Source organism: Nocardia sp. bgisy118 (genome assembly GCF_057708605.1).
On sequence record NZ_JBYISM010000003.1, the window covers coordinates 118,550 to 144,479 of the forward strand.

A 25,930-nucleotide genomic window follows, 5' to 3' on the forward strand; every position below is an offset into this window, starting at 1 on the left:
GGTCCGGTACCCGCGGGGCGAGGTTCGGTGCGGCGGGCCGGTGGTGCCGGGTGTCCCGGCTGGGATAGACCGTACGTCGATCGCCGCGAAAAATCACTATTTGATAACCGGCGTGTACCCGTCGGTCTCGATGTGGTCTCGGCCGCTGCGAAATCGCTTCCGCGCAGCTAGAAGCCGCGGCGCGTGGATGGCTCCGGTCCGTTGCCGGTCCGTGACTCGTGCTTGATGTGACGAGGATCACACCGCAGGGTGGGTAACGAAAGGCTCGGGTACCCAGTTGCCGGTCATCTGGACCGGCGGCCGGACCAGAGCGCGAACACGAGCGCGCAGAGGAAGCCGACGGGCGTCAGCATCGCGAGCAGATACAGCCACAGTCCCGGCTGCCCGTCGGTGAGGATCGGCGTCAGGAAGATCGCGATGATGGCCAGCAATCCGACCGCGAACAGGCCGAGCGCGAGCTTCAACAACCAATCTCCTGACCGGCGCGGCGAGCTGCTCGGCGGCGGCGGTACGGAAGGGTTCGTCACCTCTCGACGGTAAAACTGATGTGCTTCGGTTATCGCCACCGGGGTAGACTCGATGACAATCGCGTCCTACAGGCTTGTGGGGCGCGTTCTTTACGCAAACTGACAGGAACTGCTCCCGGCGGGAATTCGTCGCGCAGTTTCGAGCAGACAGGTGTGCTCGGACCGACCGGGTCCGGGTGTCGAATGATGAACGGGTGAGCGCAGTGCCGACCGGCAGGGTGAAGTGGTACGACGTCGAAAAGGGCTTCGGCTTCCTTTCCCAGGACGAGGGTGAGGACGTCTACGTCCGCTCGTCCGCGCTGCCCGACGGTGTCGAAGGCCTGAAGCCCGGGCAGCGTGTCGAATTCGGCATGGCCGCGGGCCGTCGCGGTCCGCAGGCGCTCAGCCTCAAGCTGCTCGAGGCGCCGCCGTCGGTGCGGCAGGGCCAGGAGCGCGACCGCAGTGCCCGCAAGGAGCCCACCGGCCCGCGCCGCACGCCCGACGAGCTGCACGGGATGGTCGAGGACATGATCACCCTGCTGGAGACCAAGGTGCAGCCGGACCTGCGCAAGGGCCGGTACCCGGATCGCAAGTCCGCGCGCACCATTTCCGAGGTCGTCCGCGCCGTCGCGCGCGAGCTCGACCACTGACGAGCCGCGAGCGCTCGCTCGGTCGAGCGCCGATGATCCGGTCCCTGTCGTGACCGATCCGCCGGGATGCCGTGTGCGCCCGGCGGATCGAGCGATCAGGCCGTGCGGATCGACCAAGCGGCGTGCGGAACGGTTGTCTCCCTGCCGTTCTCGTCGATCGCGGGCACCGGCAGCTGCAATTCCACGCCGATGAGCCTGAGTTCGGGCAGCGGCCGCGAATCGATGGTCAGGGCGAGCGCGCCCTCGGGGTAGTCGTTGTGGCTCACCACGCGGTCCACGACGTCGCCGTTCGGCAGCGCATAGACCAGCTGCGCCAGCCACGGCGCGTCGGCGATCGAACGGGGCAGCGACAGTTGCAGCGGATAACCCGCGGGAACCTCGAGATCGATGGATTCGCCACCGCGGCAATTGGACAGGTCGAGCTGGTCCTCGCCGACGATCCTGATGTCGCAGTACTGGTACGGCGGCACGGTGACCGACCTGCCGTGCGCGTAGGCGGTGATCTCGGGGTCGTGGTCGGGCGCGTTGCGCACCGTCACGGTCACCACGACGGCGACCGTGGCGGCGACCAGCAACAGCGCGACCGCGGACAGCGCGGCGATGGTGCGGCCAGTGAGCTTGTTCACCAGATCGGATCTCCCGTTTCTCGTTGGATGCTGTCGCCGTGCGGTTTACGCGCCGCGGGCACTTCCTGTTCCGCGTGCTGCGGCCGGTTCCCGCCGAAGCCGGGCAACAGCGAGTGGCCGCGATAGCTGACGAAGGTCTGGATCAGTCCGAGCACGAGTATTCCGGAGACGACCGCGAAACCCTTCCAGTAGTCGGTCGGCAGCAGCACGCCCGCCGCGCCGCCGACCACCCAGCTCAGCTGGAGCACGGTCTCCGAGCGGCCGAATCCGGAGGCGATCGACTCCGGCGGCAGGTCGTCCTGGATCGACGCGTCCAGCGACACCTTCGCCAGCGCGCTCGCGCCCGCCGCGACCAGGGTGGCCACCGCCGCGCCGAGCAGGTTGTCGGCGAACACCGCGAAGATCGCGACCCCGGTGCACGCGGCGGTGCAGCCGAGCACGATGAGCGATGGCCTGCCGAGCGCGAGACGGGCGCCGGTGGCGTTGCCCGTGAAGTTGCCGATCGCGGCGGCCGCGCCGACCGCGCCGAGCATCGCCGCCTGCTGCACCGGCCGATGCTCGGTCGCCTTGGCCACGAACGCCACGTAAAAGGTGAGGAAACCGGTCAGCACGCGGATGGCGCTGTTGCCCCACAGTCCGGTCACCACGGCGCGGCCGAGCGGCTGCCTGCGTTTGCGTGCGGGCACCGCGGACTGCGCGCCCTGGCGCAGCACCTCGGTGTGCGCGTCGTCGCCGTGATAGCTCAGTGTCGCGGGCACCTCGCCCTCGGTCACCTCGACCCAGCTCGGGATGCGCAGGCTCAGATAGGTGCCCGCGCCCGCGATCAGGACGGCGAGCACGAGCGCCCCCGTGGAGCCCGCGATGGTCGCGATCAGCGCGGCGACGGTTCCGGCGCCGATGGTGCCGCCGACCAGACCGAAGACGGTGAGCCGGGAATTGGTGCGCACCAGGTCGATATCCGGTGGCAGCACGCGCGGTGTCACCGCGCTCTTGAGCACCGAGAACGACTTGCTGCCGATCATCATGCACAGCGCGAGCGGATAGAGCGCCCAGGTGTCGAACTGCATGATCAGCACCACCGCGAGCACGGCGCGCGCCCCGAACGAGGTCGCCAGCGCCAGCCTGCGGCCGCGCTGCAGACGGTCGAGCAGCGGGCCGATCAGCGGCGCGATCACCGCGAACGGCGCGATGGTGATCAAGAGATACAGCGCGACATTGGACTTGCTCTCCGCGGTTGCGCTGGCGAAGAACAGCGTGTTGGCCAGTGCCACCGCGATCGCGGCGTCCAGCGCGAAGTTCGCCATGGTGGCGTAGGTCAGCGCGGTGAGGCCGGACTTGTCCGCGCCGTCCGCCTTGGCGGCGCGCTGGAAGGTGGCGATGCCCTTCTCGGTGAGTTCCTTGCCGCGCAGTGCGGCGACCCTGGTGACGGTCAGTTTGCGCGGAGCGCGCTGCTCGCTCGGCGGTGCGGCGGGTTCCTGCCGTTCGGGTTCGGGGGGCCGGTCCTGCGCCTCGAAGCGCTTGGTGTCGGCGGGCCGTTGCGCGGGCGTGTGCGGGAAGACGCGGCGCGGGGTCTTGCGGGTCGGCTCGTCGGGCGGACCGGAGCGGGCGGGCGGCCTGTCCGTCCGTCCGGGCGGATCGAGTTCGGGCGGCGTCTTGCGCAACGGACCGAGTGGGTCGCGCTGCGGCGCGTGGCGGCGGGGATCCAGCGGCGGCAGCGGTCTGCGCCCGGACGGCGCGCTGGGCGGGGGATACCGGTCGTAGCCGGGATGCCGGCCGATCGGCGCTTCCTCGCCATCCCATGGACCACGCTCGGGACCGAAGGGATCGCGCGGAGTAGTCACCCCTCAATTCTGTCGTACTGCGACGACAGGAACTCACCGGCGCTCCACGTTGCGGGCCAGAAGTGACGTTCCTCGCGTCCCGTGACGGCTCAGGCGGGCACGAAACGGACCTCGAACATGGCCGGCCAGTATTTCCCGGTGATCAGGAAGCGATCGGTGCCGGGCAGCTGGGCGATCCCGTTGAGCACCTCGGCGTCGGCGCGCTGCTCGCGGGTGAGCAGCGCGGAGGCGTCGGCGACGCCGAGCACGACGCCGGAATCGGGGTCGATGCGCAGGATCCGGTTCGTCGGGTAGTCGTTGGCGTAGACCGAACCGTCCGCGGCGCAGTCGAGTTCGTTCAGGTGCGCGCCCCTCTGGCCACGGAGGGTGACCGAACCGGTCGGCGTGAAGGTGACCGGATCGCGGAAGGTCAGCGTGTTCGTCCCGTCGCTCATGACCAGCCGGCCGTCGCGGGCGCACAGCCCCCAGCCCTCACCCTGATAGGCGGCCTCTGTCCGGGTGTGGAGGGTGACCGGATCGCGGGCGAAGGCGACGCCGTCCTGCCAGGTCAGCTGCCACAGGGTGTCGCCCGCTCTGGCGATGCCTTCACCGAAATACGGCTCCGGCAACTCGACGCGGGTCAGCTCGGCGCCCGTCCGCAGATCGGTGGCGCGCACGGTGGAGCGGCCGCGCAGCCCGGTGCCTTCGTACAGGGTGTCGCCGTCCACCTCGAGCCCCTGTGTGAAGGCCCCTGGATCGTGTGGACGGACGCCGACGACCTCGATCCGCAGCCCCGGCGGCTCCGGCTCGGCGTCGCCGCAACCGCCCGTCAGGAGCGAACCGACCAGCACACCGATGGCCAACGCACGCGGATTCAGCTCCATACGGCAAAATGTAGGCCGTGAGCGCAGTTTCTGTTTCGGAGCCCGACGTCCGGCCGGTACTCGCCGAAGCCGTGGACCTGGCCCGCCGTGCGCTCCTGGAGTTGGAGCCCTCCGCCGTCGGCGCGCACCTAGGTGTCAGCGCCGAGGACGAGAGCGCGGCGACCCATCGGTTCGAGGCCACGCTGCCCGGCTATCGCGGCTGGCAGTGGGCCGTGGTCGTGGCGGCGCCGCCGGACGCGGACCGTGCGACGGTCAGCGAGTCCGCGTTGCTGCCCGGCCCCGACGCGCTCGTCGCGCCCGACTTCGTGCCGTGGGAGCAGCGCATCCGCCCGGGCGACCTGTCGCCGGGCGACCTGCTCGCCCCGGCGCAGGACGACCCGCGCCTTGCGCCCGGCTACGTGGCCAGCAGCGATCCCGAGATCGACGAGGTCGCGCTGGAGATCGGCCTCGGCCGCACCAAGGTGCTCAGCGAAGAGGGCCGCGTCGAGGCGGCCGAACGCTGGTACTCCGAATACGGCCCCGACACCGACATGGCCAAGGCCGCCCCCGCCACCTGCGGCACGTGCGGCTTCTACCTGCCGCTGGCGGGCGCGCTGCGCGCCGCCTTCGGCGTCTGCGGCAACGCGATGGGCGCCGACGGCCGCGTGGTGCACGCCGAATACGGCTGCGGAGCCCACTCCGACGTGGTCGCGCCGACCGGCAGCGGCTCCCCGCTCTACGAGGCCTACGACGACGCGGCCTTCGACGTGATTCCGTCCGAGGAGCTGGGCAAGCCCGCGAGCCGGTCCGACGTCGTCGCCGGTGACGGGGCGCAGTCCGCTCCCGAAGCCGTGAGTGCCGAAACTGCCGCGGACGAAGGTGTTTCCGCGGCCGCCGAGACCGAGGCACAGGTCGTCGACGGGGAGAGCGTTGCCGCCGCTGTCGATTCGATCGGCGAGCAGACCGCGACCATCGACACGTCGGCCGGTACCGAGGTCGGAGGCGATTCGGCCGAGGGCGTAGCCGCTGCCGAGGATCTCGGGGTCGAGCAGGCAAAGCCGGTCGCCGAAACCGCGGCCGTCGCCGAACCCGTTGCGCATCCGGAAGCGATTGCCGACGCCACCACCGCCGAATCGGCTGTGGCCGCCGCGGTGGATGCCGAAAAGGATTCGGAGCTCGGCGGTTCGGTCGCCGATGAGACCGTGACCCCCGAGCAGAGCGGCGTGCGCGAAGCGGCAGCCGAGGAGCGGACCGCTGCCGATGCGCCGGTGTTCGACGAATCGGCGAACGCGGAGACGAACGCAGCTGAACCGGTGACCGGTGAAGTGCCGTCGTTGGATGCCGGCCCGGCGGCCGAATCGGTTGCTGACGTAGCGCCTGCGGCCGAGTCGGTTGCGGCTGAATCGGTGATCGGTGAAGCGGCATCGTTGGAGACGAGCCCAGCAGCCGAATCCGTGGCTGACACAGCGCCTGCCGCCGAGGCGAAGACGGCCGAAGCGGTGACCGGTGAAGCGTCGATGGTGGAGAGCAGCCCAGCGGCCGAGTCGGTGACCGACGCAGCCCTCGCCGTCGAGCCGGGCGCGGAAGCAGGCGAGGGGCCGACGGCCTCGGAGTCGAGCACTGCCGAGCCGGGTGTGGCTGAATCGGTGACTGGCGAAGCGTCGACGGTCGACAGCAGCCCGGCGGCCGACGCAACGCCCGCCCCCGAGTCGGGCGCGGTGAGCGTGGACGCAGGCGACGTGCAGCCGTCGACCTCGGATGACGCCTCGGCACCCTCGGAGTCGAATGCCGCCGAGCCGGTGACAGCTGAGGTGCCGTCGCTGGAGGCGACCCCGGCCGAATCCCCGACCGATGCAACACCTGTCGCCGAGTCGAGCGCGGTGAGCGTGGAAGCGGAGGATGTGCCACCAACGGTTTCGGATGATGCCTCGGCCCCCTCGGAGTCGGACGCTGACGAGCCGGTGACGGGTGAAGTGCCGCCGCTGGAGACGAGCCCGGCCGAATCCCTGGCTGATGCAACACCTGCCGCCGAGTCGACCGCGGTCAACGCGGAAGCCGACGATGTGCAGCCGTCGCTTTCGGAGGACGCCGCCACAGCCGCGGGCACCGAAGCGCCCGCGAGCGACGTTGCCGCCGAGCCGGGTTCGACGCCCGCCGCGCAGGCGGGTGCGGATGACAAGGCGGAATCGCGGCCGGAGTCCGGGTCATAGCCGCGGAACTGGTCGGCTCGGCCGACCCGTTCGGCACCGAAGGGCTGCGCGCCGCCGTTCTCGCCTCGTGGCGTGATTCGCCGACCCGGCTTCGGGAGGACGCCGCCACCGAGGCGGATCTGGTCCGCGCCGGTTACCGTGACCGGCTGCTGACCGAGATGGCGCAGAACGCCGCCGACGCCGCGGCCAAGGCGGGCGTCCCCGGCCGGGTTCGCGTCCAGCTGGACGGTCGTACGTTGTCCATCGCGAACACCGGTGCGCCATTGGACGTTTCCGGCGTGCACGCCCTCACGGCTCTGCGGGCTTCCGGAAAGGCCGAGGCAGCCACGGTCGGTCGTTTCGGCGTCGGGTTCACCGCCGTGCTCGCGGTGAGCGACGACATCGAGTTCCGCTCCACCACCGGATCGCTGCACCTCTCCCGCGACAGAACGCGAGAGGCGCTGAGCGAGGGCGGAATAGCCACGCCGAACGCGGTGCGTCCTGATCGGCCTGCCGATGCGGACCCTGCCGCGCCGACCTTCCAACCCCCTGCGCTTCGCTTGGCCTGGCCCGTCGAGGCCCGCCCCGCACCGGGCTTCGATACCGAGGTCGTGGTGCGCCTGCGCGCCGACGTGGACGCCGAGGCCCTACTCACCGCCATGCACGACGAGGCCGCGGATCTGCTCCTGGAACTGCCCGCCCTGCAAGTCCTTCGGATCGATGACGCCGAGTTCACCTCCGTGGTGCGCGAACTCGGCGACGGTCTGGCGGAACTGGGGGTGACCGGTCCGGACGATCGCCGCCGCACCTGGTGGCAGTTCCGTACGCCGCGCGCGCGATGGCTGCTGCCGCTGCGCGACGGCAAGCCCCACGCCGCGCCGCACGACGTCCTGCGGGCACCCACTCGTTCCGACGAGGAACTGTCCCTGCCCGCCCTGCTGATCGCCGATATCCCGATGCAGCCGGACCGGCGCCGCCTGCTGCCCGGCGCCCGCGTCGCCGAACTGGCCTCGGGCTATGCCGATTTCGCACGGGCGCTGCCCCCGGCCGACCGGCTCGTCTTGGTCCCCGCGCCGGGTTTCGCCCGCAGCGAGGCCGACGGCCTGCTCCGCGAGGCCCTCGTCCGCGAACTGCAAACCCACTCGTGGTTGCCCGTGGTCGACACGAGCACGCGGCGCACCGAATCCGGTCCGGCGGACGCCGACACCCCGGAAACGGTCGATCGCGCCGGTGAGCTCGGCCACGGCGTCGACCTGGATCGAGACGCGGCACCCACGGCGGTGCCTACTCGCGCGAGCGTCTTCCCCTACCTCACACCGGAATTGGCCCGCCTCCTCGACGACGTGGTCGGCCCCCTCGTCATCCCCGAACTGTCGGACCGCGCCCACACCGAAGCACTCGCGGTGCTCGACGTGCACCGCCTCGGCCTGGCGAGGCTCGCGGAGCTCTCCAGCGGTGTGGATCGCCCGCCCGCCTGGTGGCGGGAGTGGTACGCGGCGCTGGAACCGTTCGTCGTGGACCCGCTGACCGCCGAGGAACTCGGGGCGCTCGCTGTTCCGCTGGCCGACGGCCGCTTGGTGACCGGTCCGCGCACCGTCGTCCTGGACGACCTGCTCGAGGTCGCCATCCCGTTGCACTGGGCGCGCCTCGTGCATCCGGAGGCCGCGCACCCGCTGCTGTCGCGCCTCGGCGCTCGCTCGGCCACCGCCGAGGACCTGCTCGCCGATCCGGCGCTGCACGCGGACCTGGCGGACCACCCGGACGATCCCGACCTGGTCGACGCGGTGCTGCGCCTGGCCGCGCACGCTGATCCGGACGCGCTGCCGCCCTGGCTCGGCATGATCGAATTGCCGGACGCCACAGGCGAATTGCTGCCCGCCGACGAACTGCTGCTGCCCGAGGCGCCGCTGTACGCGTTGCTGGTCGAGGACGCGCCGCTCGGGACCCTCTCCGAGGAGGTCGTGGCCGAGTACGGCGCGCAGGCGCTGCGAGCCGTCGGTGTCGGCTGGGATTTCGGCATCGTCGCCGAGTCCGATCCGACCGGACCCGATCACCATCTGGACGACGAAGAGGCCTGGTGGGCAGGCCTGCCCGAGGAGCCGTCCGAATTCGTCGCCGTCCGCGATCTGGACCTGGTCGACGACATCGCCTGGCCGGACGCCCTGCACCAGCTGCTTTCCGAACCGCGGACCAGGCGTCTGCTGGCCGACCCGGACGGCTACACCGCCTGGTGGCTGCGCAGGCACGCGCGTTTGGACGGCATCCCGCTCGGCCACTACCGCCATCCCCGCGACGCCGAATTCACCGGCCTCCTCCCGGAATTCGCGGTGCCTGGCCTGAGCCACGCCGACCTGGAGGTGCTGCGCACCGTCCTCGCGAATCCGGAGCGGATCACCCCGGACCTGGCCGACGCCCTGCTGGCCGCGCTGGCCGATCCGGCGAACAGCCCTGAGCCGGAAGTCGTTTCGCGGGCGCACCGCCACCTTGCTGCCGTGGCGGACCGCCTGGACCTCACCGAGCTGGTGCTGCCGGAACGGGTGCGCGCGCTGTCCGGCGCGACGGTGGCCGCCTCGGACGCGATGGTGCTCGACCTGCTGTGGTTCGGCCTCGCGCTGCCGCCCGATCGCCTCGTCTTCGGCGATCAGGAGACCGCATCCGGCCTGGCGACCCTGCTCGACCTGCCGCTGGTGTCGGAGTCGGTTACCGCCGAGGTGCTCGGCGCAGGCCTGCGCACCTCCTGGTCTGCGGCGCCGCTGGGAGTTGTGCTGCGCCAACTGTTCTCGCTCGCGCCGCAGGAGGGCGAGCTGGTGTTGCACGAGGACCTGCGGGTACGTCTTTCGGGGGCGGCGACCGGCACGGTGTCCGTGCCATGGTGGCGTACGGGAACCGAGACGCACGTCCGCATGCCCGCCGCGGTCGACGGAACGTCGCCCGCGGCTTCCTGAGCGGCTGTTACGCCGCGTACCCCGCGATCATCTCGCTCAGCAGATCGAGCTGGGTGCGCACCGCCTCGCTGTCGTTGTCGACGAGCCAGCGCAGCACGACGCCGTCGATGACGTTGAGGGTGAAGCGGCTCAGGGTCTGCACCGGCACCGACCACTCGGTGGCCGTGGCGTCGCGCGCGTGGTCGAGGATATCGGTGAGCGTCGAGTCGTTGAAGGCGTACTGCTCGCGCGCGATGGCGAGTTTTTTCGGGGTCTGTTCCCCTTCGCGCAACGCATAAGTCGTTGTTTCGTAGGTGAGCAGTTGTCGTTCCGGTGTGGCCTCGATGTTGAGCCACATCAGTTCGAGCCCGGCGCGCACCAATTTTTGAAGCGCTTCTTTTCCACTTTCGACGTCTTGCCAAACTGTTTCATTGGCGTCGACGGAATCGCGTAATTCCATCGACAACGCTTTGACCAGCTCGGTCATCAGCGCGTCCTTATTTTCGAAACAGTAATGCACCACACCGAGCGAGACACCGGCTGCTTGAGCCACATCGCGCGTGGTCACGCCTGCCACGCCCTTTTTTTCGGCAAGGCCGATCGCGGCCTCGATAAGGTGGGCCCGTCGTTCTTCGACGCTCAATCGGGAGGACACCTCAGCGAGTTAAGCGCCCGCAGCGCGCGCAGTCAATTCGCGCCGCAGAAAAATCTGGACTGGACGAATGTCCAGTTGTGTGGTTCGCTGCCAAAACGGAAGAAGGGAGGCTCGGATGCCGGTGCCACGCAGAACGGTTCTCGCCCGAACCGCGGTAGGTTCGGCCGCGCTCGCCGCCACGAGCGTCGTGCCGGGGCTGACCGCCACACTCGGGGCGAGCGCCGCCGCCGCACCGGACGCGGGCTACCAGGCCGGCGTCGGCCTCTCCGACCTCACCGGGCCGGCCGCCGAATGCGGGATGATGGGCTACTCCCAGCTCGAGCAGACCACCGCGGGCATCCATCTGCGTCCGCGCGCCCGTGCGTACGTGATCGCCGCGGGCGGGCGGCGCATCGTCTTCGTCGTCGCCGAGAACGGCATGATCTTCCAGTCGGTGCACCGCGGCGTGCTGCTCGAGCTGGCCCGCCGCTTCGGCGATCTCTACACCGAGCAGAACGTGCTGCTCACCTCGACCCATTCGCACGCGACCTGCGGCGGCTCCAGCCACGACTATGCCTACAACCTGTCCATCCTCGGCTTCCAGCAGCAGGTGTACGACGCCGAGGTGAACGGGATCGTCGAGGCCATCGCGGCCGCGCACGCCGATCTCGCGCCCGCCGCCCTAGCGCTCGGCCGCGCGGAATTGCACGACGCCAGCGTCAACCGCTCGCGCGTCGCCTTCGATCGCAACCCCGCGGCCGACCGCGATCACTTCCCCGAGGCCATCGACCCGGCCGTGACCACGCTCTCGATTGCCAAGGGCGGCAAGCGGGTCGGCGCCATCACCTGGTTCGCGACCCACAACACCTCGATGACCAACGCGAACCGGTTGATCAGCGCCGACAACAAGGGCTACGCCTCCTTCACCCATGAGCACACCGAACACGGCGTCCGATACCTCGACGGCGCACCGGACTTCGTGTCCGCCTTCGCCCAGACCAATGCGGGCGACATGTCGCCGAACCTGAACCTGCGCCCCGGCTCCGGGCCGACCGAGGACGAGTTCGAGAACACCCGCCTGATCGGTGAGCGGCAGTACCGCGCCGCCAAGAACGCGCTGACCGCGGCGCGCGCGCTGAGCGGACCGATCGATTCCCTCCTCTGCTACATCGACCTGGCCGATATCGCGGTCGACGGACGCTTCACCCCGGACGGTCAGCCGCGGCACACGGCCTCGGCCGCCGCGGGCGTCTCGTTGATCGCGGGCAGCGTCGAGGACGGGCCCGGCCTGCCGGGCGGGCCGATTCCCGAGGGCGTGCGCAATCCGTTCCTCGGCGCGCTCGGCGATCCGAACCAGCCTGCGCCCGCTTGGCTCGCGGATGCCCAGGCGCCCAAGGCGATCGCCGCGCCGCTCGGTCTGCTGCCGCCGGTGCCGTGGGTGCCGAGCGTGGTGCCGATCCAGCTGGTGCGGATCGGCGAGCTGTATCTGGCGGCCGCGGGCGGTGAGTTCACCATCGTGTCCGGGTTGCGCGTGCGCCGCGCCGTGGCGGAGGCGCTCGGCGTCGGTCTGGACCAGGTGCTGCTCCAGGGCTATGCCAACGCCTACCACGAATACGTCACCACGCCGGAGGAATACGACGCCCAGCAGTACGAGGGCGCGTCGACGCTGTACGGGCGCTACACCTTGCCCGCCTACCAGCAGGAATTCCACCGCCTGGCAACGGCTTTCGCGGCCCGCACCGCGGTTCCGCGCGGCCCGGCCCCGCGAGACGTGTCGAACCTCCAGCCGAACTTCGTGCCCGCGCCGGGGCCGGACGCCACTCCGCCGGGGCGTGGCTTCGGCGACGTGCTGATCCAGCCCGCCTCCTGCGCTCGCGGGGAAAGGGTTGTCGCCGAATTCGTTTCGGCGCATCCGAAGCACAACCCGCGCCGCAACGGCACCTTCCTCGAGGTGCAGCGCCGAACCGGAAGCGGCTGGGTGCGCGTCGCCAACGAGGGGGAGTGGGCGGTGAGATACCACTGGAGCACACGCGGCTCGGCCGAATCGGTGGCCGGGTTCAGCTGGGACGTGCCCGCCGACGCGGAGCCGGGCGACTATCGGTTCGTGCACTTCGCCGACAGCCTCGGCGCCGACGGCGTGCTGCGGCCGTTCACCGGGGTGAGCGCGGAATTCCAGGTGAGCTGATCACCGCAGACCGGTCTGCGCGCCCTTGTCGCCGCGCCGGGCGCCGCGGCGCTGGATCAGGAAGATGGTCAAGCCGATCAGGCCGACCACCAGGCCCATCAGGCAGACGGGCCGGGCCGACTCCCAGCGCTCGCCGCTCGCCCACACGACGATGGTGGCGATCACCCACAGGGCGCTGCCGACGGCGAGCACCGGCCGCGGATCGGTCAGCCGCGGCGGGATCTCCGGCACTTTCTGGGTCACGGCCTCAGCGTAGCGGCGGGAACAGGCGTCCCGCAGTCGGCCGGTCCCGTATCGTTTGCCACTGTGACAACGCCATCGGATGTTCGAGCCCTCGCCGGTGAACTCTCGCTGGCGGTGGTTCGGCTGACGCGACACCTGCGGGGGCGTCGCGCCGACTCACAGATCTCGCTCACCCAGCTCTCCGCCCTGGCCACGCTGGCGCGCGAGGGCGCGATGACACCGGGCGCGCTGGCCGCCAAGGAGCGGGTGCAGCCGCCGTCGATGACCAGGGTGATCGCTTCGCTGTCCGACCTGAACCTGGTGGAGCGCAAGCCGCATCCGACCGACGGACGCCAGATCATCGTCTCGCTCTCCGAATCCGGCCGTGCGTTGATCGCCGACGAGGCCAGCGCACGCGAAGCCTGGATGACCGAGCAACTCTCGTCCCTCACCGACGACCAGCTTGCGGTCCTCACCCAGGCCGTCACCATCATGAAGCACATCGTCTCCGAATCGGAGTAGCCCTCGTCGCACGCGTCCCCCACGCCTCGCAGCGATTGCGAGCGCTGCGAAGCGTGCGCACGGTCCCCGAACTCAGCCGGCGCCGAAGGGGCGGTCGGAGTCGACGATCTCGCGGCCGAGGGGGAAGAGCGAGAGGGGGATGAACTTGAGGTTGGCCCAGCCGAAGGGGATGCCGATGATCGAGAGGAACAGCGGGATGCTGGTGAGCAGGTGGCCGAGGGCAAGCCACCAGCCGGCCACGATGAACCAGATGATGTTGCCGATCAGCGAGCCCGCGCCCGCGCCCGGTTTCTCCACCGTGGTGCGGCCGAACGGCCACAGAACATAGGCCGCGATGCGGAACGAGGCGATGCCGAACGGGATCGTGATGATCAGGATGAAGCAGATGATCCCGGCGACGACGTAGCCGAGCGCCATCCAGAACCCGGCGAAGATGAGCCAGAGGATGTTGAGAACCAGCTGAAGCGGCTTCATGTTCTCCAGGATGCCAGCCTGTCGCCGACCCGTGGGGACATTCCGGGTCGGGCGCGGAACCCGCACCCGGTCCGAGGAAGCCGCGGTCAGAAGAACCAGCCGAGCACCGCGTCCCGGTCGGCGCCGAACGCCTCCTCGAGCGCGCGCAGCGTGCCGTAATCCTTGACCTGGAGCCGATTCGCCGCCGCGAACGCGCGCGCCGAGTAAGCGCCGAGGTACATGCTGCCCAGGACGTCGATGCCGAGCTCGATGTCTGCCGCCCGGTCGGTGGGCGCGCACTCGGCCTGTCCGTTGCGCACGGTGAGCGCGAACGTGCCACCCGCCGCGCGGAACGGGTCGGTGACGCCGAGGACGACGTCGAGATCGGTCCCGTAGTCGCGGGCCGTCAGCGCGCCGGGGACGTTCATCAGCCGCAGCCAGAGGTTGTCGTAGCGCGCGGTGGTGCGGACCAGCCGGGGATTCCGCAGCAGGTACGGGAGCGGGTCGTTGTCGCTGAGCTCGGCCTTGACCTGGGTGACCAGGTCCAGACCGAACAGTGCGCGCCAGAGCGCGGCGTGCGCGTCGGTGGTGACCGTGCGCATCTCGACGACGTCGACGATCATCTCCCTGCCCTCGCGGTAGTAGCGATAGAGCGCGTAGCCGTCCGGGTGCAGCAGCGTGAACAGATCCGAGCCGCCGCCGCGGAACCGCTCCGGATCGGCGAACAGATGGCCCCACGACGCGTCGGGCCGCACTTGCGCGCCCGGGGTCGGCCTGCGCCAGCGGTCGTAGATCTCGCGCACCCGGTCGGCGACGTCAGCGAGCATCACGAGCTCGACGCCGCCGGGATCCGGTGTGCTGGGCAGGAATTCGACGAACCTGCGATCGATCTCGACCGCGTTCAGCCGCACCGTCGGCCCGTACCCGAACCGCCCGTAGATGCCGCCCTCGCTCGCCGTGAAGATGGTCAGCGGCAGGCCCTGCGCCTCGGTGCGCCGATGCTGCTCGGTGTACATGGCGCGCAGAATGCCGCGCCTGCGGTGCGTGGGCGCGACGCCGACTCCGGCGATGCCGCACGCCGAGACGGTCCGCTCCCCGGGCACGGTCAGGATCATCTCCCGCGACCGGACGTGCCCGACGACGCGGTCGCCGTCCACCGCCACGATGACGTCACGCGGCGGGAACAGTTGCGCCGACCGCTCCAGCCACGCCTCGTCCGACCTCGTGCCGAACGAGGTCTCCACGAGTAGCCGCACCCCCGCCGCGTCCTCCTCGGTGGCCGATCGGACGGTGATGCCGGGTACGAGCGTCATGCGCCGATCGTCACACGACTCCCGCCCCGGCGCACCCGGTTTTCCGGCCGAGACCCGGTCGGGAAAGCACGATCGCCGTGTCCGCACCGGCCGGTCGTTGTCCGGTCCGTACACCGGATCCAGCGGGTGGACCTGGGCCGTTGCCGAGCAAGTGCGGGTCGAGGTCGAACGCGGCGATCCGCCGGTATCCGGTCAGCAGTTGGGCCGTGAAACGCGTCGCCTCATCGACGGTCGCCCCGGTGACGGCGGTCACCGTGGCGGTATCGGACGTGTCGGTTCTAGCGTCGACCTCCTTGGCCAGTCGCAGTGCCGACTCGGCGACCCGTGCTGCTCGATCGAGATCGGCAGCAGCACAGGGAGTTTCGGTCGTGCGCAGGGCGCGCGTCCGAGCGTTCGGTGTAGGTGTGCCATCTTCTCCCCCGCACTCGCGCGCGATGAGGTCGGACCAGTCGCGCGTCAGCTGATCGTGCAGGGTGCTGATCGTGCAGGGTCTCGGAATCGCCTGCGGCCGAGCAGATCATCCGATCGGGATCCGACCACGCCGGGCCGGTGGTGACGGCACGGCCCGTCGGTCCGGCGATGGCGAAAGCGAACAGAATCGCATGCATCTCGCGGTCGCCCTGCCTCGTCCGCTTCCGCTGATCCGGCGGCTCGACTCGCCGAATCAGCGGCGTCCCGCGCGGTGGACGGGTGCGGTTTCGAGCGCCCGGCCGGGGCGGGCAGGATATGGCGGTGGCCGAAGTGATCGATATCGATGATCCCAGCGATCCCCGGGTCGACGATTTTCGCGACCTGGCGTCGGCGGATCGGCGGCCGGACCTGCCCGGTCGCAAGGGACTGGTGATCGCCGAGGGCGTAGTGGTCGTGCAGCGGATGCTGGACTCTCGGTTCCGGCCGAGCGCACTGCTCGGAGTGGCGCGCCGGTACGAGCAGTTGACCGAGGATCTGGCGACGGTCGACCTGCCGTATTACCGGGCCAGCGCCGAGGTGATGGCGGAGATCGTGGGCTTCCACCTCAATCGCGGGGTGCTCGCGGTGGCGCGGCGCCCGCCCGAGTTGACCCTGGACGAGGTGACCGAGGGCGCGCGCACCGTCGCGGTGCTCGAGGGGATCAACGACCACGAGAATCTCGGGTCCATGTTCCGCAACGCGGCCGGACTCGGGGCCGAGGCGGTCCTGTTCGGCGATCGCTGCGCCGATCCGCTGTACCGGCGTGCCGTGCGGGTGTCGATGGGCCACGTCCTCCGGGTGCCGTTCGCTCCGGTGCCGGACTGGCCGAACGGCCTGGAGGTGCTACGGAGCAAAGGATTTCAGATCATCGCGCTCACGCCGAATCCCGCGGCGCCGAATCTGGCCACCGCCATGACGGGCGAACGGGTCGCGTTGCTGCTCGGCGCGGAGGGGCCCGGCCTCACCGAGGACGCGATGCGCGCGACCGATGTCCGCGCGCGCATTCCGATGTCTCCGGGCACCGATTCGCTGAATGTGGCCACGGCCGCGGCGATGGCGTTCTATGAACGGGTGAGAACGTCGTGAGGGACAAGGACATGGTGGATCACCCGACGAACGGTGCGTACCGTCCCTATCCGCCCGCGCAGGATCCGACGCCGTGGGCCGCGGGTATCACCGTGACGGTGATGGTCGCGCTGCTGGCGGCCGTGGCCGTCTACGCGTTCGGCATCGCCCTGGCCCAGGTGCATCCGCTGCTGGCCGTGGTGGTGAACCTGGTGGCGGCGGGTGGCGCCGCGCCTACCGCCTGGCGTGCGCGGTTCACGCCGGTGACCAGGTGGGTGTTGCTCGGCTGCGGAGTGGGCGTGGTGCTCGGCTGGCTGGCGCTCGTCGTCGAGGGTCTGTCGGCGCTGTGAGAAGACCGGCTGTGCAAAGGAAACGGGGCACTTGACGCTCCGCGGATCCGACGCGGGGGTTGGTCCAACGTCGCTTTGGTTCGATGCCGGGCCGGTCCGATTCAGCCGACCCGGTCGCCTCCGCGCAGCCAACCGAACAGCCCACGCCTCGGCTTGATCTCGGTCCGGAGCCTTTCGGAATCGACCAAGGTCGAGTGGTCGGGCGCCGCGCCTTTCGCGTACAACGTGAACCCGCACACCGCGATGTCACCGGGCACCAGCGCGCCTTGGGCCGACGGGGCGCGGTAGTGGAAGCCGAGCCACTCGTTGTTGGCGGCATCGGCGAAGTCGGGCGGGTCGAAGGGCAGCGTCTGCGGGTCGGGCAACTCCCCGGCATGCCAGCGAACGGGATGCTCGCCCGCCCAGAAAGGTCGCTCCCACACCAGCGGAAGGCCCTCGTCCTCCAGGATGTTCACCCTGGTCGAGCTGAACGCGCGGCGGAATTCCCCGCGCTCCCAATGCGCGAACGCGCCCCAGTTGATGGCGGTGTCGAAGGAGAGCAGGTAGGTGTGGTCGGAGGCGAGCGGGCGCACCAGAAGCTCCGGCAGTTTCGTCGGCCGCGGCAGTGCGGCCTGCGCCGAACACACCACGGTGACACCGGGATAGCAGCCGATGTACACCTCGTCCAGGTCAGGGCCCGCGCAGCCGCCGAGGGTGCCGACCATGATCGGCACCACGTCGCGGTCGGCGTAGAGCTGCTTGGCCAGTGCCAGCGCGGCGTCGGGGTCCGGGTCGTGGTCAGCGCGCAGTACCGCCAACGGGTCGGGGGCGTCGACATACCAGAGGGACGAGGCTTTGGACAGCATTTTCCGGCACCTCCCGATGGTCGCACGAAACTACTCCGCGAACTTCCCGCTACCTTTCGTGTCCGGTGACGGTGCGCGTCATCCGGCACGTATCGAAAAATCTACTCGCCTCGGACGACCCGCGACGCAGCTTCCGTGACGGAACACGCCAGCGCGCCGAAAATTTCGGGTCCAGCAATCTGGGCGAGTCACCCAGCAAACTCTGCGGGCAGATGGCACGCGCCAGGGCGCGTCGATTCGACTCAGTGACCCGAGCTGCGCACGCCGAGCAGCACGTCCTCCCAGGACGGCATGGGCGCCTTCCCGCGCTTGGTGCGGTTCGGCTTGGCGGGAGCGGACTTGCCGTTCGCGTTGCCGGACTTGGTGTTCTCCTCGGCGGGCGCGGGGTTCGCTGCCGGTGCCGAGGTGTTCGCGGACTGCGCGCCGTTGGTGGGAGCGCTCGCCGCAGGGGCGGCGTTCGTGCTCGCCGCCTGCGTCGTGGTGCTGTTGCTCGCGGCCGGTATCGCTGCGGAACTGCCGCCCGCGGCCGGTATCGCTGCGGAACTGCCGCCCGCGGCCGGTATCGCTGCGGAACTGCCGCCCGCGGCCGGTATCGCTGCGGAACTGCCACTCGCGGCCGGAATTGCCGCGGCGCTGCCGCCGGTGGCCGGGATCGCCGCGGCGCTGCCGCCTGCGGCGACCGCGCGCTGCTCGAAGTACTCGTCCAGCGTCGGCTGCTGCTGCCGGGCCGTCGCGGGACGCGCGCCGGTGGCGGCGGGCGTTTCCTTGCGCGGCTCGACGACGGGCTCGGCGGGCTCGGGCGCCTCCAGCTCGGCCTGCGGCGGAAGCACTGTCGCCAGACCGCGCAGCGCGCGACCGAAATCGGGATCGATCAGATCCGCGGCGGGATCATCGAGCGGCGAGACCGAACCGCCGTGCGCGTCGGGCTGGTAACGCCAGTGCGCGGCGATCTCGGAACGTCCGTTCTGCCACTGCAACTGGGCCACCCAGTAGCCCTTTTCGTCCTTCCACGCATCCCACTCGGCATTCTCGAGCGTGTGCCCACGCTCGGTGAACGCGGCGGTGACGATATCGATCAGAGTTTCCACGGCGGGGCCGTCGGGACGCACCGGGTGCGCTTTCTGCGCGAGCTCGGCGGCCCGGGCGCGCTCCAGCAACACCGGATACGCGAAACGCTCGACCCGGCTCGCGGGCATGCCGGATTCTTCGGTGACCTGTTCGACGGAGGCCCCGGCACGGATACGGGCCTGGATATCGCGGGGACGCATAGACGCTTCCATTTCGATCTCGATCTGGCCGAATCGGGCAAGGTCTCCGCGCGCGGCGGCTCGTAGCTTGTCGTCTGCGGGCAGCCGGAACTTCTGGCCGGACTCGGTGTCGATGCACACGATGTGCGTGGAGTCGGGCGTCACCCCGATCACTCGAAGTTCACGCACCGTTACCTCCTTATCGCGTCGGCTCGCGACACCGCCCACTTTCCGAAACAGTAGTGCACAGTCGATGATCTCGAGGCAAGACACGCGGCACCAAAATCTGCCGCGCTTTAGAGGAAACGGCTAGTGTTTGCTCTTTGGTTCGGTGCGCGAGGGGTTCACTGGGTTGCTGGCGCACATGCCCAGGGCGGGTATGCGGGCTGTGTTTTTGGCGCGCTGGCGCGCGCGTGTTCGCGGCCCTTATGTCTCGCTTCCGAGCGGTCGGGACTCGCGACTTCGTCGCATGCGCTTCGACCGCTCGGAAGCGAGACGGCCGCGAACGGGCTCGTAAGACTCGCCCTGGACGGGGCTGGGAGGCGGGGAATTTCGGTTGTTCAGTGGGGTTTACCGCTTTTCGGCGGGGCGCCCACGTAATCGTGGTTCGAGCGCGGCGCCCGCGGTCTGGGGTCAGACCACGGGCACCGGGAAATTCGCTCAGGAAAGCTTTTCGACGACCCAGTCGATGCTGCGGGTGAGCTGGCTCACGTCCTCCGGGTCGATGGCCGGGAACATGCCGACGCGCAGCTGGTTGCGGCCCAGCTTGCGGTAGGGCTCGGTGTCCACGATTCCGTTGGCCCGCAGCACCTTCGCGACCTGCGCCGCGTCCACCGAGTCGGCGAAGTCGATGGTGCCGACGACCTGCGAGCGGTGCGCCGGGTCGGTGACGTAGGGGGTCGCGTATTCGCTCGACTCGGCCCACGAGTACAGCCGCGAAGAGGAATCCAGCGTCCGCTTGACCGCCCAGTCCAGACCGCCGTTGGCGTTCAGCCACTCGATCTGGTTGGCGAACAGCAGCAGGGTGCCCAGCGCCGGGGTGTTGTAGGTCTGGTCCTTGGTGCTGTTGTCGATCGCGACCGGGAGCGAGAGGAACTCGGGGGTCCAGCGGCCGCTGTCCTTGATCTCCTCGACCCTGGCCAGCGCCGCGGGGCTCATCAGCGCGACCCACAGGCCGCCGTCGGAGGCGAAGCACTTCTGCGGCGCGAAGTAGTAGACGTCGGCGTCGGCGATGTTCACCGGCAGGCCGCCCGCACCGGAGGTGGCGTCGATGGCGATCAGCGCGTGCTCGGAACCGGCCGGACGCTGCACCGGAATGGCCACGCCCGTCGAGGTCTCGTTGTGCGCCCAGCCGATCAGGTCGGCCGACGGGTCGGCCACCGGCTCGGGAGCGCTGCCCGGCTCGGACGAGACCACGATCGGGTCACCGATGAACGGGTTGCCCTTGGCCACGGCGGCGAACTTGCTGGAGAACTCGCCGTTGGTCAGGTGCAGCGAGCGCTCGCGGATCAGGCCGAACGCGGCGGCGTCCCAGAACGCGGTGGTGCCGCCGTTGCCGAGGACGACCTCGTAGCCGTCGGGCAGGGCGAAGAGCTCGCGCAAGCCGCTGCGCACCCGCGCGACCACGTCCTTCACCGGCTTCTGCCGGTGGGAGGTTCCGAACACCGAGGCCCCCACCTTGACGAGGGACTCCAGCTGTTCCGGGCGCACCTTGGAGGGGCCACAGCCGAACCGTCCGTCGGCGGGCTTGAGGTCGTCGGGAATGGTCGGGAACGCAGTGGTCATGGCCAACAGAATAAAGAGTGTCCGACCTGCTCGGTTCGTGCGGGTGGGTACCCGAGGCCCGTGACGTCCCGGAAATCGGCGAAGGTGTGATCAATTACTCATAGAACCAACGTATTGCTGTGGCGCACGCCACAGTCCGGCTACCCTTTCCGGCCATGGGCATGGCGTCGGCTGATTCCGGGTGGCGGATTCGCGCCCGGCGACCACGGAATTTCGGTCTGCGGGCGGGCGCCCTGTCGGGCGCGGCGCGGCGCGAATTGCTGATCCGCGGCACGGCGGGATCGGCGACCATCCTCGGCATGCGGAAGAGCTCGGCGCCGTCGTTCGCGCTGCCCTTCGTGGCGGGTCCTGGGCCGCAGCCGCGGCGAGGTGAGCCGAGTCACGTGTTCTGGGTTCGCGTGCAGATCGACGAGGAACTCCCGTACGAGACCAGGGTGCGGCAGCGGGTGCGCGAGGAAGACCTGGAGTGGATGCAGCCCGCCGACGTGGTCGCCTGCCGGGTCGATCCGGGGGACCGGGACCGGCTGGTGCTCTATATCCCCGACGCGGACGAGGCGGCCAGGGTGAGCATCGCCAAGATCCTCGCCGATGGGCGCAGGGCCGACGCCACCGTGCTGGCGGCCACGCCGGTGGCGGCCGACTACTCCGGCCGCGACGATCCGGTGCTCCGCCTCGATCTCGAGCTGCACGCCTGGGACGAAGCGCTGCCGTGGCGGGTCCGCCTGATCCAGCCGGTGCCGCTGGCCGCCCTCGGCCTGGTCGACCTCGGCCAGCACCTCGAGGTGGCCTTCTTCACCGTCGATCACGGTGAATCCGTCGCGGTGGACTGGGCGGCTTCGCTCGGCGACGAATAAGGGCGTCTCGCCCCGGCGTGCGGGGTGGATTCGGGCCGCTCGCACTAGGGTCGTCGGATGTGAGTGCGGTGCGGTCGAGACACAGTTACGCCGGACAGTCGGTCGCGGAGCGGCAGGTCGAGCGGCGCGCGTTGTTCTTCGAGGCCGCGCTCACGGTGTTCGCGGAGAAGACGTACGCGCACAGCTCCATCACCGATATCTGCGCGGCGGCGGGGTTGTCCCGCAGGCAGTTCTACGAGCAGTACGCCGGCCGCGAGGAACTGCTCGTCGAGGTCTACGACCGGATTCACGAGCAGGCGCGCGACGCCGTCGCGCGGGCGCTCGCCACGGCGGACGCCGTCGAGCCGCGCGTGCTGGTCGACGTGGCCATCCGCGCCTACATCGAGGCCGTCGTCGGTGACATCCGCAAGGCGAAGGTCGCGTTCGTCGAGATCGTCGGGGTCAGCGAGGCGGTGGAACGGCATCGCGCCGAGGTCAGGGATCGGTGGGGCGCGGTCGTCGAGGCCGCCGCCGGATCGCTGCCGGGAGTGCGCACCCCGCCGGGTGGCTGGCGGGTGGCCATGGCGGCGTTCATCGGGGCGGTCAACGGCCTCGTGCACCAGTGGAGCCTCGACGATCCACGGCCGCCCGTCGAGGTGCTCGTCGACGTGCTGACCACGCTGCTCACCGCACTGGCACTGCCGGACGACGCCTCGAACTGATTGCGTCCCAGACACATCCGTGCCATAGTGTGCCCAAGATTGAGACGCAGGCGTCTCAATCTCGGAAATCGTGAGGATGTGGGTCGATGAGGACCAGTACGAGGCCGGGTCGGATACGCCGGTTCTGCATGGTGTCCATGAGCGCGGCGGTCGCCGTCTCGCTCGCGGGGGTCGGGGCGCAGGCGGGAGCGGAGCCGGACGCGCCGGTCGGTCCTCCCGTCGAAGCCGCGCGCGTGCTGCCGCTGCCGCCTGAACTCGATCAGGCTTTCTACCGCCAGCTCCCGGACGTGCTGGCCGCGGCCGCGCCCGGCGAGGTGATCGCGGTGCGCCAGGTCAACCTGGCGAATTTCGGCCTCATCCCGCTCAATGTGGATGCCTGGCAGGTCTCCTACCGCTCCAACGACAGCAGGGACCAGCCGATCTCGGCCGTCGCCACGCTGATCAAGCCGCGCGGCGTCGCGCCGGAGCCGCGCAAGTTGCTGTCGTTGCAGATCGCCGAGGATTCGACCGCCGGCTACTGCACGCCGTCCTACGCGCTCCAGCACCTCTCCGTCGCGCCGCTGCTCGGGCAGATCGTGGCGCCGGGCGAATTCGTATTCGCCCAAGCCGCATTGCAGCAGGGCTGGGCCGTGGTCATCCCCGATCACCAGGGGCCGAATTCCGCGTACGCCGCGGGTCCGCTCGGCGGTCGCATCACCCTGGACGGCATCCGCGCCGCGACGTCGTTCGCGCCGCTGGAGGTGGGACCCAACGCGCCGGTCGGCCTCTACGGCTACTCGGGCGGTTCCATGCCGACCGGTCACGCCGCCGAACTACGGGCCACCTACGCGCCCGAATTGAACATCGTCGGCGCGGCGCAGGGCGGTGTCGGCGCGGACCTGGGCGCGACGCTGAACATGGCCAACAACCAGGCCACCGCCGGACTGGTGTTCGCCGCGGTGATGGGTCTGGCGCGCGAGTACCCCGAGTTCGCGGCATTCCTCGACCGAAACCTCGATCCGCTCGGCAAGGCACTCGTGGCGGTCAAATCGCCGCTGTGCGTGCAGTACCAGTCGGCACTGTTCCCGTTCCTGAATCTGAAGGGACTCATCCGGACCCAGGGCGATCCGCTGCTCGATCCGGTGGTGGCCGCGATGCTGGAAGACACGAAGCTGGGTAAGACCGTGCCCGACGTGCCGATGTTCATCTGGCATTCGGCGTGGGACGAGATCCTGCCGCTCGGCTCGACCAACGACCTGGTGAACACCTACTGCCAGAACCCGGACGCACGGGTGCAGTTCACCCGCGACCACGCCAGCGAGCACATAATCGCGGAGGTCACCGGCGGTCCCGCGGCCCTGCTGTGGCTGCGTGACCGGCTCGATGGCGTGCCCGCTCAGCCGGGGTGCAGCACCAGCGACATGCCGACAATGCTCGCCACCCCGGGCGAGCTGCCGTTCCTGGCCTCGGTGTTCGGCGAAACCGCCGCCTCGTTCTTCGGGAAGCCGATCGGCGCATGGTAGTTGGAAGATGAAGCACCGCCCCGGGATGTGCGTGGCACGTCGCGGGGCGGTGTGGTCTTCGGACGCTATCGCGTCGGTCTCACCCGGAAACGCTGCGAGCCGGATGCCGTGGCGGGCAAGGAGACCCGCCGCGGCATCCGGCTCGCGATCGTTGTGCGGTCGACGCCTCAGAGGTGGGCGATGGCCGCCCAGCCCGCGACCTCTTCCGGCCTGCGCGCGGCGGGACCGGTGTAGATCGCGGCCGGGCGCACCAGCTTGCCCAGCTGCTTCTGCTCCAGGATGTGCGCACACCAGCCCGCGGTCCGGCCGCAGGTGAACATGGCGGGCATCATGTGCGCGGGCACCTCGGCGAAGTCGAGGATCACCGCCGCCCAGAACTCCACGTTGGTCTCGATGGCGCGGTCGGGGCGACGCTCGCGCAGCTCGGCGAGCGCGGCCTGCTCCAGCGCGGCCGCCACCTCGTAGCGCGGGGCCTGCAAACGCTTGGCGGTGGCGCGCAGCACGCGGGCGCGCGGGTCCTCGGCCCGGTACACCCGGTGACCGAAGCCCATCAGCTTCTCCTTGCGGTCGAGGATGCCCTTGACCAGCGCACGGGCGTCGCCCGTCTTCTCGACCTCTTCGATCATCGGCAGCACGCGGGCCGGGGCGCCGCCGTGCAGCGGACCGGACATCGCGCCGATCGCGCCGGAGAGCGAGGCGGCCACGTCGGCGCCGGTCGAGGCGATGACGCGGGCGGTGAAGGTGGAGGCGTTCATGCCGTGCTCGGCGGCGGAGACCCAGTAGGCGTCGATGGCCTCGGTGTGCCGCGGGTCCGGATCGCCCTTCCATCGGGTCATGAAGCGCTCGGTGACCGTGGTGCACTCGTCGATCTTCTTCTGCGGCACCGCGGGCTGGTAGATGCCGCGCGCCGACTGCGCCACGTAGGACAGCGCCATCACCGAGGCGCGAGCCAGGTTCTCGCGCGCTTCCTGGTCGTCGATGTCGAGCAGCGGCTGGTAGCCCCAGATCGGCGCGAGCATGGCCAGACCGGCCTGCACGTCGACGCGCACGTCGCCGGTGTGCACCGGAAGCGGGAAGGGCTCGGCGGGCGGCAGGCCGCGGCCGAACTCGCCGTCGACAAGTAGCGCCCACACGTCGCCGAAGGTCACCCGGCCCGCGACCAGGTCCTCGATGTCGACGCCGCGGTAGCGCAGCGCGCCGCCGTCCTTGTCCGGTTCGGCGATATCGGTGGTGAAAGCCACCACGCCCTCGAGGCCGCTGACGAAATCGCTGGGTACGGTGGCCTGGCCACCGGGAACCGCGGGGCTGGTAGTCATGTTGTGACTCTCCTTGCACTTCGGGTCGCATGGGTTCTCGCCGATGAGGGTGCTGCTCGCCGAGCACATGCCGATCACCAAAACCTTAGCCCCCTGCTACCGCGGAGTAACGTCTGGCCCATGCGTGACCTGGACAATTCAGCGCCGGATCCCGTCCTGCTCCCGCCGGACGCGGGACGCAACGCGATCGAGCTCCCGGTGGACACCGACCTGTCGTCGATGCGGGCCGAGTACGGCGGCGCGCCCTTCGGCTCCGGCGAGGACATCGACCTCGACGAAACGTGGCTGGCCGGGGGCTGGGAGCCGCTGCTGCGCCACTGGATCGAGCAGGCCACCGCCGTCGGCATCGCCGAACCCAACGCGATGATCCTCGCCACGGTCTCGCTGGCGGGCGGCGCGCCGCGACCGGTCGCCAGAACGGTGCTGTGCAAAGGACTCTCACCGGAAGGTGTGACTTTTTACACGAATTACGACTCCGCCAAGGGCGCGCAACTGGCCGCCGTCCCGTTCGCCGCGGCGACGTTCCTGTGGCCCGCCCTCGGCAGGCAGGTGCACGTGCGCGGGCCGGTCGAGCGATCCTCCGCCGATCAGACCTCGGTGTACTGGCGCTCGCGTCCACGTGACTCCCAGCTCGGGGCGTGGGCCTCGCACCAGTCCCGCCCGATCGGGTCGCGGGCCGAACTGGATCGCGCGCTGGCCGAGACCACCGCGCGGTTCGCCGACGTCGACGAGATCCCGGTGCCGCCGCACTGGGGTGGCTATTTGCTGCGTCCCGACGAGGTGGAGTTCTGGCAGGGCCGACGCGGCAGGCTGCACAACCGGATTCGGGTGCGGATCGCCGAGGGCCGGATGATGGTCGACCGTTTGCAGCCCTGACAAGATCTGATCATGTGATGAATCTCGCGTCG

The 25,930-nt window shown here is 70.0% G+C and carries 24 protein-coding genes; 11 read left to right on the forward strand and 13 right to left on the reverse strand.

What is annotated here, in order from left to right; translation table 11 throughout:
- Nucleotides 1–284: 284 nt before the first annotated feature.
- Nucleotides 285–527, reverse strand: a complete 243-nt coding sequence (locus tag AC3EO7_RS04760) for a hypothetical protein (protein WP_431963802.1) — start codon at nucleotides 525–527, stop codon at nucleotides 285–287.
- Nucleotides 528–730: 203 nt separating this feature from the next.
- Between AC3EO7_RS04760 and AC3EO7_RS04765 the strand changes: the two genes are divergently transcribed.
- The gene (locus AC3EO7_RS04765) at nucleotides 731–1,156 is read left to right on the forward strand and encodes a cold-shock protein (protein ID WP_431964515.1); all 426 of its coding nucleotides are present in this window, start codon (nucleotides 731–733) and stop codon (nucleotides 1,154–1,156) included.
- A 95-nt stretch (nucleotides 1,157–1,251) separates the two neighbouring features.
- Here the strand turns inward: AC3EO7_RS04765 and AC3EO7_RS04770 are convergent, their stop codons facing one another.
- From AC3EO7_RS04770 to AC3EO7_RS04780, 3 genes are all read right to left on the reverse strand, one after another.
- A complete protein-coding gene (locus tag AC3EO7_RS04770; RefSeq protein WP_431963804.1) occupies nucleotides 1,252–1,782 on the reverse strand; it encodes a DUF2771 domain-containing protein in 531 nt (176 codons plus the stop codon).
- Nucleotides 1,779–3,623, reverse strand: a complete 1,845-nt coding sequence (locus AC3EO7_RS04775; protein ID WP_435590534.1) for an MFS transporter — start codon at nucleotides 3,621–3,623, stop codon at nucleotides 1,779–1,781. The genes AC3EO7_RS04770 and AC3EO7_RS04775 overlap by 4 nt, the downstream gene beginning before the upstream one ends.
- 89 nt (nucleotides 3,624–3,712) lie before the next feature.
- On the reverse strand, nucleotides 3,713–4,486 hold the full coding sequence (locus AC3EO7_RS04780; protein ID WP_435590535.1) for a glutaminyl-peptide cyclotransferase: 774 nt from the start codon (nucleotides 4,484–4,486) through the stop codon (nucleotides 3,713–3,715).
- A 17-nt stretch (nucleotides 4,487–4,503) separates the two neighbouring features.
- Between AC3EO7_RS04780 and AC3EO7_RS04785 the strand changes: the two genes are divergently transcribed.
- On the forward strand, nucleotides 4,504–6,675 hold the full coding sequence (locus tag AC3EO7_RS04785; RefSeq protein ID WP_435590536.1) for a DUF3027 domain-containing protein: 2,172 nt from the start codon (nucleotides 4,504–4,506) through the stop codon (nucleotides 6,673–6,675).
- Between the two features lie 158 nt (nucleotides 6,676–6,833).
- The gene (locus AC3EO7_RS04790; RefSeq protein WP_435590537.1) at nucleotides 6,834–9,599 is read left to right on the forward strand and encodes a sacsin N-terminal ATP-binding-like domain-containing protein; all 2,766 of its coding nucleotides are present in this window, start codon (nucleotides 6,834–6,836) and stop codon (nucleotides 9,597–9,599) included.
- Nucleotides 9,600–9,606: 7 nt separating this feature from the next.
- Here the strand turns inward: AC3EO7_RS04790 and AC3EO7_RS04795 are convergent, their stop codons facing one another.
- Nucleotides 9,607–10,221, reverse strand: a complete 615-nt coding sequence (locus tag AC3EO7_RS04795; RefSeq protein WP_431963814.1) for a TetR/AcrR family transcriptional regulator — start codon at nucleotides 10,219–10,221, stop codon at nucleotides 9,607–9,609.
- A gap of 127 nt (nucleotides 10,222–10,348) precedes the next feature.
- Here AC3EO7_RS04795 and AC3EO7_RS04800 point away from each other — a divergent pair, with 127 nt between their 5' ends.
- The gene (locus AC3EO7_RS04800; protein ID WP_435590538.1) at nucleotides 10,349–12,397 is read left to right on the forward strand and encodes a neutral/alkaline ceramidase; all 2,049 of its coding nucleotides are present in this window, start codon (nucleotides 10,349–10,351) and stop codon (nucleotides 12,395–12,397) included.
- Here the strand turns inward: AC3EO7_RS04800 and AC3EO7_RS04805 are convergent, their stop codons facing one another.
- Nucleotides 12,398–12,640, reverse strand: coding sequence for a DUF2530 domain-containing protein (locus AC3EO7_RS04805; RefSeq protein WP_357409388.1), 243 nt, complete (start codon nucleotides 12,638–12,640; stop codon nucleotides 12,398–12,400).
- Between the two features lie 63 nt (nucleotides 12,641–12,703).
- Between AC3EO7_RS04805 and AC3EO7_RS04810 the strand changes: the two genes are divergently transcribed.
- Entirely contained in the window at nucleotides 12,704–13,141 is a 438-nt protein-coding gene (locus AC3EO7_RS04810; RefSeq protein WP_431963818.1) for a MarR family winged helix-turn-helix transcriptional regulator, read from the forward strand.
- Between the two features lie 72 nt (nucleotides 13,142–13,213).
- Here AC3EO7_RS04810 and AC3EO7_RS04815 read toward each other — a convergent pair whose 3' ends face one another.
- The 3 genes from AC3EO7_RS04815 to AC3EO7_RS04825 form a co-directional block, all read right to left on the reverse strand.
- Complete coding sequence (locus tag AC3EO7_RS04815; protein WP_431963820.1) at nucleotides 13,214–13,615, reverse strand: YccF domain-containing protein; 402 nt, start codon at nucleotides 13,613–13,615, stop codon at nucleotides 13,214–13,216.
- 86 nt (nucleotides 13,616–13,701) lie between these two features.
- Nucleotides 13,702–14,907 (reverse strand): GNAT family N-acetyltransferase, encoded by a 1,206-nt coding sequence (locus tag AC3EO7_RS04820; RefSeq protein ID WP_431963822.1) that lies wholly within the window; start codon nucleotides 14,905–14,907, stop codon nucleotides 13,702–13,704.
- A 10-nt stretch (nucleotides 14,908–14,917) separates the two neighbouring features.
- A complete protein-coding gene (locus AC3EO7_RS04825; protein WP_435590539.1) occupies nucleotides 14,918–15,160 on the reverse strand; it encodes a hypothetical protein in 243 nt (80 codons plus the stop codon).
- Between the two features lie 479 nt (nucleotides 15,161–15,639).
- Between AC3EO7_RS04825 and AC3EO7_RS04830 the strand changes: the two genes are divergently transcribed.
- Nucleotides 15,640–16,443 carry a TrmH family RNA methyltransferase gene (locus AC3EO7_RS04830; protein ID WP_431963824.1) on the forward strand — a complete coding sequence of 268 codons (804 nt, stop codon included), beginning with the start codon at nucleotides 15,640–15,642 and terminating at the stop codon, nucleotides 16,441–16,443.
- An 11-nt stretch (nucleotides 16,444–16,454) separates the two neighbouring features.
- Entirely contained in the window at nucleotides 16,455–16,772 is a 318-nt protein-coding gene (locus tag AC3EO7_RS04835; protein WP_431964517.1) for a DUF2537 domain-containing protein, read from the forward strand.
- A 101-nt stretch (nucleotides 16,773–16,873) separates the two neighbouring features.
- Here AC3EO7_RS04835 and AC3EO7_RS04840 read toward each other — a convergent pair whose 3' ends face one another.
- From AC3EO7_RS04840 to serC, 3 genes are all read right to left on the reverse strand, one after another.
- Nucleotides 16,874–17,617 carry a DUF6928 family protein gene (locus tag AC3EO7_RS04840; protein WP_431963826.1) on the reverse strand — a complete coding sequence of 248 codons (744 nt, stop codon included), beginning with the start codon at nucleotides 17,615–17,617 and terminating at the stop codon, nucleotides 16,874–16,876.
- A gap of 242 nt (nucleotides 17,618–17,859) precedes the next feature.
- Nucleotides 17,860–19,053: a septation protein SepH gene (sepH, locus tag AC3EO7_RS04845; RefSeq protein ID WP_435590540.1), complete on the reverse strand. Its 1,194-nt coding sequence runs from the start codon at nucleotides 19,051–19,053 to the stop codon at nucleotides 17,860–17,862.
- A gap of 471 nt (nucleotides 19,054–19,524) precedes the next feature.
- Nucleotides 19,525–20,649: a phosphoserine transaminase gene (gene serC, locus AC3EO7_RS04850; RefSeq protein ID WP_357409397.1), complete on the reverse strand. Its 1,125-nt coding sequence runs from the start codon at nucleotides 20,647–20,649 to the stop codon at nucleotides 19,525–19,527.
- 119 nt (nucleotides 20,650–20,768) lie between these two features.
- Between serC and AC3EO7_RS04855 the strand changes: the two genes are divergently transcribed.
- The 3 genes from AC3EO7_RS04855 (at nucleotide 20,769) to AC3EO7_RS04865 (ending at nucleotide 23,706) form a co-directional block, all read left to right on the forward strand.
- Nucleotides 20,769–21,503 carry a hypothetical protein gene (locus tag AC3EO7_RS04855; RefSeq protein WP_435590541.1) on the forward strand — a complete coding sequence of 245 codons (735 nt, stop codon included), beginning with the start codon at nucleotides 20,769–20,771 and terminating at the stop codon, nucleotides 21,501–21,503.
- A 59-nt stretch (nucleotides 21,504–21,562) separates the two neighbouring features.
- Complete coding sequence (locus AC3EO7_RS04860; protein ID WP_435590542.1) at nucleotides 21,563–22,204, forward strand: TetR/AcrR family transcriptional regulator; 642 nt, start codon at nucleotides 21,563–21,565, stop codon at nucleotides 22,202–22,204.
- An 86-nt stretch (nucleotides 22,205–22,290) separates the two neighbouring features.
- Nucleotides 22,291–23,706, forward strand: coding sequence for a lipase family protein (locus AC3EO7_RS04865; RefSeq protein WP_435590543.1), 1,416 nt, complete (start codon nucleotides 22,291–22,293; stop codon nucleotides 23,704–23,706).
- 167 nt (nucleotides 23,707–23,873) lie between these two features.
- On the opposite strand, the gene AC3EO7_RS04870 is transcribed toward AC3EO7_RS04865, so the two are convergent.
- A complete protein-coding gene (locus AC3EO7_RS04870) occupies nucleotides 23,874–25,022 on the reverse strand; it encodes a citrate synthase 2 (RefSeq protein WP_431963837.1) in 1,149 nt (382 codons plus the stop codon).
- 120 nt (nucleotides 25,023–25,142) lie between these two features.
- Between AC3EO7_RS04870 and pdxH the strand changes: the two genes are divergently transcribed.
- Nucleotides 25,143–25,898, forward strand: coding sequence for a pyridoxamine 5'-phosphate oxidase (pdxH, locus tag AC3EO7_RS04875; protein WP_431963839.1), 756 nt, complete (start codon nucleotides 25,143–25,145; stop codon nucleotides 25,896–25,898).
- Nucleotides 25,899–25,930: the final 32 nt, after the last annotated feature.